This is a genomic window from Croceicoccus sp. (assembly GCF_983967925.1).
In genome coordinates this window covers 71,811-78,721 of sequence record NZ_CFETID010000018.1, presented here as the reverse complement: position 1 = coordinate 78,721, position 6,911 = coordinate 71,811, and the positions used below count along the sequence as shown (strand labels likewise).

Below are 6,911 nucleotides of genomic sequence, written 5' to 3'. Positions count from 1 at the left end.
AAAGACCGGTCGTTCACTCGCCGGACAAGGCGGGGCTCACCGGATGGGTACGATTCGACTGCGATTTGCCGCGATGAAACGCCGATGCTATCGCCGACCAAAGAACTGCGAGCGTCCAGCGTTCAACCGACAAACGTGACTGATCTCCGGTTGCGTTGGTTCGCGCAAAGCTTCGTAAGTTTCGCATCCCAGGCATCAAGCGCAGCGCGCTTTTCAGCATCATATTTGTAGCGGTTATAAATGCCTGCGACTCCTGCTCGCGTGCCGCTGATATGGTTCAGAACCGATTCCGTTACTTCTACAGGAACGCCAAGCGCCTGAAGGTTGGTCGCGCCGGTTCTGCGAATATCGTGCAATCGCCAGTTTGGAATTTCGACGGAATCGGGATCGCCGCCCGACTGCGCTCTTCTCTCCGCCATGTAGGCAAGCATTTTGTTGTTCAGCGCGACCCTGCCCTTGAAGAAGCCTGACACCGGCGTGGTGCCCGTTGTCGTAAAAACGAGCCCGCTGTTTCTTGGCCCGATGCGTTCGAGTTCGGCGACAGCGAGATTCGACAGAGGAATGATGTGTTCTTCGTCATTCTTTGCCCTAGCTGCGGGCAAGGTCCAGCGCCGAGCAGTGAGATCAACCTCGCACCAGTCCATCTCCGCCACTTCCCGACGTCGTTGCATCGTCAGAATCAGCATCCGTACAAAAGGCCCCCACGGCCAACCTGCCTCTTGGCTTGCTGCCCAAAGCGCAACGAGTTCCTCATCATTGAGCACTCTGCGCCGCGCTGGGACTGCCTTTGGAGCCTTCATGCCGTTGAGAGGGGAGACCTCGATATCCTGTCGGTCGGTTGCCCAGTTGAAAAGCTTTCGCAGGACAGAGTGAATCTCCTTTCGCCGCGCAGGCCGATCCGAATAATCGTCCATGACCTTGACGATATCGGCCCGTGTGATCTCATGGATGGGTCGGGTTCCCCAACGAGGGATAACTACATTCCTGAGAGTGCAGTCTGCTGCCTTCCACGTCCCGCGCCAGTTCTGCTTCAAGTAGAGTTCGGTGAACTTCTCACAATACGCACGAACATTGAGAGATTCTCTCTTACGCTTCTCCTCGCGTTGGGCTTCGACCGGATCGATGCCCTGATACACCTGGAAAAGCAGTCTCTCCGCTTCCTTTCTCGCCAACATCGGAGTCCACGGGCTTCCGACTGGGCCAATCGTCTTCCTCCGTGCGGGCCCTCCGTTTACCCGGTACTGAAACACAAAGGACTGAGCGCCGGTCGGCGTGGTTCTCAAACCGAAGCCCTTAAGTCGGCGGTCCCACACGTAGACGTCGCGTTTCGGATCGGGCTTGATGGATTGGACGGTGCGAATGGTTATGGACTGGTTTGGCATGGTCAGACGCTCTTCCCACGTAATCGCCACGTAATCAGATGTCGGAAAGTCGTGGCGTAGGTTAGACTAATCCACGGCGGAAAAACTCCAACCGTTTCAAGTCTTTGAGCGCGGTATAGCGTAGCATTTATAAAGAACGAAAAGTGTACAAAACGCCGCTCTTAATCAGCGGGTCCTAGGTTCGAGCCCTAGTGCGTCCACCATTTTCCCCCACAAAACGTGACAGCCTTTCCGCCCCAGGCGGACCCTTTTGCGTTTGTCATTCGCGCAAACGAAAAGGGGGCAGATCGCTCCGCCCCCTTCTCCTTTTGATTTGGCCTGATGGCTACATGCCCGATCCCGGTCCGTAAGTGATTTCCACACGGCGGTTCTGGGGTTCGCGGATGCCGTCCGCCGTTTCGACGCGCGGCCTGCTTTCGCCAAAGCCCTCGGTCGAAATGGCGCCTTCGGGGATATTCCGCGCCGTCAGATAGCTGCTGACCGCAGCGGCCCGGCGTTCGGACAGTCGTACGTTATAGCCGGATGGCCCTGACCTGTCGGTATGGCCTGCAACCATGATCGGGACCGAGCTGCAATCGGCATAGGACGCGATGGCGCTGTCGAGAATGCCTGCTGCCTCTCCGGTAATCTCAGCCGAATCCCAGTCGAAGAACACGATATAGGGGCCGGTATTGCAGACCACGGCCGGTGCCGGCGGCGGCGGGGGTGGCGGCGGAGGGGGCGGCGGTGCCGGTGGCGGCGGCGGCGGCGGGGGTGACCAGAAATTATACGCGATCGAACCCATCAGCGAATGGGTGCGAATGTCCGTGGTATAGCCGTCATCGAACGCGCCGGCATCGGCCAACTCGATGTCGTCGTGGCGGAAATAACGATATTTGACGCCGGCATCCCAATTGTCGGAGAGGGGCAGGCGAACGCCCGCAAGCACCTGCCACGCGAAACCCGTATCGGTATCCGAGAAATAGACTTCATCGCCCGGCAGACGCATCTCGGTTCTGGCTATGCCCGCTCCGCCCCCGACAAAGCCCTGAAGCCCTTCATCGGGGCCGAAATCGACCAGGCCGTTTGCCATGAAACTGATCGTGTCGAACTTGATCGACGCCTCACCGTCCTCGAACGGTCCGTCGCGGGTCGTTCCTCCGTCGTCGCTGGCGCCCCTGTAGGCGGCCTCGGTCTCCAGACGGAAGCCGCCGAAGTCATAACCGGCGACTATGTCGAAGTCGTAGCCAAGCTCCCAGTCAATATCGCCGGCGTTGTCAAAGCTGTCGAGATCGACGTCGCTCGTTTCCGGAAGCATCAAGCCGCCGTCGGCCCCGATGTAAAAACTTCCCTCGCGCGCCGTGGCAGCGGTTGAAAGCATGCTGGTGGCGATAAGCCCGACTAGGATCTGTTTTCTCAAAGGATTCCCCCTGCGACATCGAATTGAGAATTTGCGTGGCATATTATTGCTTTGCAAAAACGAGGCGCAAGGGCAAATAATTTCCAAATATGGTTAACGCGCTTTGTGGCACGCGTAAGCACCTGAATTGTCAGTAATGCGTAAGATCGGCATGGATATTGCCGGATCCGACCAGTCTAATCGACCGGCTTTGCCATCGTTTGCTTTTGCAGGCAGAACGGGCAATTCGCTGCGAAATGTCCGGGAATTATTTCGGCAAATTCAGGAACATGCGATTTCATATAGTCGTCATGCGGTACAGGGCTGCGCGGCCAGAAATTGCAGCCCGACGGCGGGTCCAGCGGACTGGGCGGATCACCTTCGAGAACGATGCGGCTGCGCGTTCGCTCTAGGCGCGGATCGGGACGCGGGATCGCGCTCATCAACGCGCGGGTGTAGATATGGAGCGGATTGTCGACGATGTCTTCCGCGCTACCCAATTCGATGATCTTGCCCAGATACATCACCGCGATCCGGTCGGCGATGTAACGCACGACCGACAGATCGTGGCTGATGAAGATCATCGTCAGCCCCATCCGCTTCGTCAGGTCCTTCAGCAGGTTGAGGATCTGCGACTGGATCGAAACGTCGAGCGCGGACACGGGTTCGTCCGCAATGATCAGTTTCGGTTCGGGCGCAAGCGCGCGGGCTATGGCGACCCGCTGGCGCTGACCGCCGGAGAATTCGTGCGGATAGCGCCTCATCTGCGCGGGGTTCATGCCGACGGTGCGCATCAGTTCGGCAACACGGGCACGCAGCGGATCGCCTTTCAGTTCCGGATGCCGCGTGCGAACCGCCTCGGCCAGCGTGTCCAGCACGGTCATGCGGGGGTTTAGCGAGGCATACGGATCCTGAAAGATCATCTGGAAATCGATACGCGCCGATCGCAGGTCGCGATCCGAAAGCGCGCTGATCTCGCGCCCTTCCAGCCACACGCTTCCCGAGGTTGGGCGGATCAACTGCATGATCGTCCGTCCAAGCGTCGACTTGCCGCAACCGGATTCGCCGACAAGGCCCAGGATCTCGCCCTCGTGAATGCTGAGCGAAATGCCGTCGACTGCTTTCACCACGCCCTTGCTGGTGCGGCTGAAGGCCTTGTTGCCAAGATCGAAATGGGTTTTGACGTCATCCAGGACGAGAAATTCGCTCATGCCGCGCCCTCCCCTTCCCGGATATCCTGAGCTGTATCCACATCGCCCGCATCGTGTTTGGGCAAGACGCTTTCGATGGGCGCGCTGGAATCGCAGAATCGGCAATCGGCGAAGCAATGCCCATCGCCATTCTCGACCAGTTGCGGGCGCTCGCCCTCGGGCTGGGCCACCTTGGGATAGGGGCAGCGTGGGTAGAACGCGCAGCCATTGATGGGCTTGGACACATCTGGCGGCAGTCCGGGAATGGTGTAGAGGTCGGCGCCCTTGGTCTGCAGCGACGGGATCGTCTTTTGCAGCGACCGTGTATAGGGATGGATCGGATCGTAGAACACCTGCTCTGCCGTCCCGCTTTCCATCAGCTTGCCGCCATACATCACGTTCACCTTGTCGCAGGTGCCCGCCACCACGCCCAGATCGTGCGTGACGAGGATGACGGCCGTGCCAAGCCGCTCCTGCCGCTCCTTGATGATGTCGAGGATCTGCGCCTGCACCGTCACGTCGAGCGCGGTGGTCGGTTCGTCCGCGATCAGCAGGTCGGGTTCGGTGATCAGCGCCATCGCGATCATCACGCGCTGCCGCATGCCGCCTGAGAACTCGTGCGGATATTGATGGACGCGGCTGCTGGCGCCGGGGATGCCCACTTCCTCCAACGCGGCGATCGCCTTGTTCAGCGCGGCCTTCTTGTCGATGTCGCGGTGGATCCGCAGCGCCTCGATCAGCTGGGTGCTGATGCGCAGATAGGGGTTGAGCGAGGTCATCGGATCCTGAAAGATCATGCTGATCCGGTTGCCGCGTACCTTGCGCAAATCGCGCGCGCTCATCCGCAGCAGGTCCTGCCCGTCGAAGATCGCCGTGCCGCTTTCGATCCGTCCCGGCGGTTCGGGGATCAGCTTCATCAGCGAGTAGCAGGTGACCGACTTGCCCGAACCGGATTCGCCGACGATGCCCAGCGTCTCGCCCTTGTCGAGCGTAAAGGACACGCCATCGACCGCGCGCACAACGCCCCCGCGGGTGTAAAAGGACGTGCGAAGGTCGGAGACTTCGAGAAGTGCCATCAGATCAGTCCTTCGCGCTCTTGGGATCGAGCGCGTCGCGAAGTCCGTCGCCCAGGAAGTTCAGGCAGAACAGCGTCAGCGCAAAGAAGAAAGCCGGGAAGATCAGCATCCACGGGAAGATCTCCATGTTCTGCTGCCCCTCATTGATCAGCACGCCCCACGATGCATTGGGGGGCTGGATGCCCAGGCCGAGAAACGACAGGAACGCCTCGAGCAGCATCACCGCGGGGACGGTCAGCGTGGCGACCACGATTACCGGGCCCAGCACATTGGGGATCAGGTGCCGAACAATGATCCGCATGTGGGAAAAGCCCAGCGAATTGGCCGCCTCGACAAATTCCTGCTTCTTCAGGCTGATGACGCCCGATCGCACGATGCGCGCAGTGGTCAGCCACTCGATACAGCCGATGGCGACGAAGATCAGCCACAGCGACCGCCCGAACGCGACCATCAGCAGGATCACGAAGATCGTGAACGGCAGCGCATAGAGCAAATCGACGAAGCGCATCATCGCGCTATCGACCTTGCCGCCGAGATATCCGGCGGTCGCGCCATACATCACCCCGATCAGCAGGGCGACCAGCGTGGCGACCAGCCCGACCAGCAGGGATATGCGACCGCCCTCCATGACGCGCACCATCAGGTCGCGGCCCAGCGTGTCTGTGCCGAACCAGTGATCCGCGGAAGGACCGACCGCGCCCAGAAACAGGTCCTGCGTCTGGCTATCATATGGCGAGAGCCACGGACCGACGACGCAGAACAAGGCGATGAAGATGAAGATGAACAGGCTGCTGACCGCCAGCCGGTTGCGTTTCAGCCGGTGCCACGCATCGCGCCATAGCGAGGAACCTTCCTCAAGCTCTTCGGCGGCAATCTCGTTTGCCTCGATGGGCGGCGGGACGGGTTCATCCGCAAGAACGGCGGTTTCGGAATGATCGCTCATGCTATGTGCCCCGCCCTATTCGTATTTCAGCCGCGGATTGAGCGCGACCTGCACGATGTCGACCAGCAGGTTCATCACCACGATCAGCGCCGCGAACAGCACCGTGAGGCCAAGGATGAGGAAATCGTCGCGATTCAGCGCGCCCTTCACGAACCATTGGCCAAGGCCGGGTATCTGGAAAATGGTCTCTACCACGAAGCTGCCCGAAATAATGCCCGCCAGCGCGGGCCCTAGGAAAGTGATCGCCGGGATCAGCCCGCCCTTCAGGCAATGCTTCCACACGATGGTGCTTTCCGAAACGCCCTTGGCCCGTGCTGTGCGGACCCAGTCCTGGTTCAGCATTTCCAGCATGCCGCCGCGCGTCAGCCGTGCGAAATAGGCCGCATAATACAGACCCAGAGTCAGCGCCGGCAGGATGACATATTCGGGGCCGAACCAGCCCGCTACGGGGAGCAGCTCGAAGATCAGGCCGAAGATCAGCGCCAGCAGCGGGCCCATGACGAATGTCGGCAGGCAAATGCCCGCCATCGACACCGACATGGGCACATAGTCGAGCCAGCTGTTCTGCCGCACCGCCGCAATGATGCCGACCGGTATGCCAAGCGCCAAAGCCAGCCCCAGCGCAAGCGACCCCAGCTTGAGCGAAACCGGAAAGCTCTCGGCAATGATGTCGGTGACCGACCTATTGGCATAGACCGCAGAAGGCCCGAATTCACCGCGCAGCGCGTTCGAGACCGAGGTGACGAAGCGTTCGCCGACCGGCTTGTCATAGCCATAGAACGCCTCGATCTGGGCGAGGATCTCGGGCCGGATGGCTCGTTCGGTGCTGAATGGGCTGCCGGGCGTCGCGGCCACCAGAAAGAAGGTGACCGCATAGATGGCCAGAAGCACCAGAAGGCCCTGAAGCAGCCGGACGGTGACGAAGCGGAACATTATTCAGGC

6 protein-coding genes are annotated in these 6,911 nt (G+C 60.2%); all 6 read right to left on the bottom strand.

Going from position 1 to position 6,911, the window contains the following annotated elements; all coding sequences use genetic code 11:
• Positions 1-122: 122 nt before the first annotated feature.
• Positions 123-1,382: a tyrosine-type recombinase/integrase gene (locus AC4FIJ_RS11400; RefSeq protein ID WP_146029898.1), complete on the bottom strand. Its 1,260-nt coding sequence runs from the start codon at positions 1,380-1,382 to the stop codon at positions 123-125.
• A gap of 325 nt (positions 1,383-1,707) precedes the next feature.
• Entirely contained in the window at positions 1,708-2,781 is a 1,074-nt protein-coding gene (locus AC4FIJ_RS11395; RefSeq protein WP_490336846.1) for an OmpA family protein, read from the bottom strand.
• A 176-nt stretch (positions 2,782-2,957) separates the two neighbouring features.
• Positions 2,958-3,971, bottom strand: a complete 1,014-nt coding sequence (locus AC4FIJ_RS11390) for an ABC transporter ATP-binding protein (protein WP_490336845.1) — start codon at positions 3,969-3,971, stop codon at positions 2,958-2,960.
• Complete coding sequence (locus tag AC4FIJ_RS11385; protein WP_490336844.1) at positions 3,968-5,026, bottom strand: ABC transporter ATP-binding protein; 1,059 nt, start codon at positions 5,024-5,026, stop codon at positions 3,968-3,970. Before AC4FIJ_RS11385 ends, AC4FIJ_RS11390 begins: the two co-directional genes overlap by 4 nt.
• A gap of 4 nt (positions 5,027-5,030) precedes the next feature.
• Positions 5,031-5,969, bottom strand: coding sequence for an ABC transporter permease (locus AC4FIJ_RS11380; RefSeq protein ID WP_490336843.1), 939 nt, complete (start codon positions 5,967-5,969; stop codon positions 5,031-5,033).
• 15 nt (positions 5,970-5,984) lie between these two features.
• Positions 5,985-6,902 carry an ABC transporter permease gene (locus AC4FIJ_RS11375; RefSeq protein WP_490336842.1) on the bottom strand — a complete coding sequence of 306 codons (918 nt, stop codon included), beginning with the start codon at positions 6,900-6,902 and terminating at the stop codon, positions 5,985-5,987.
• Between the last annotated feature and the right edge of the window lie 9 nt (positions 6,903-6,911).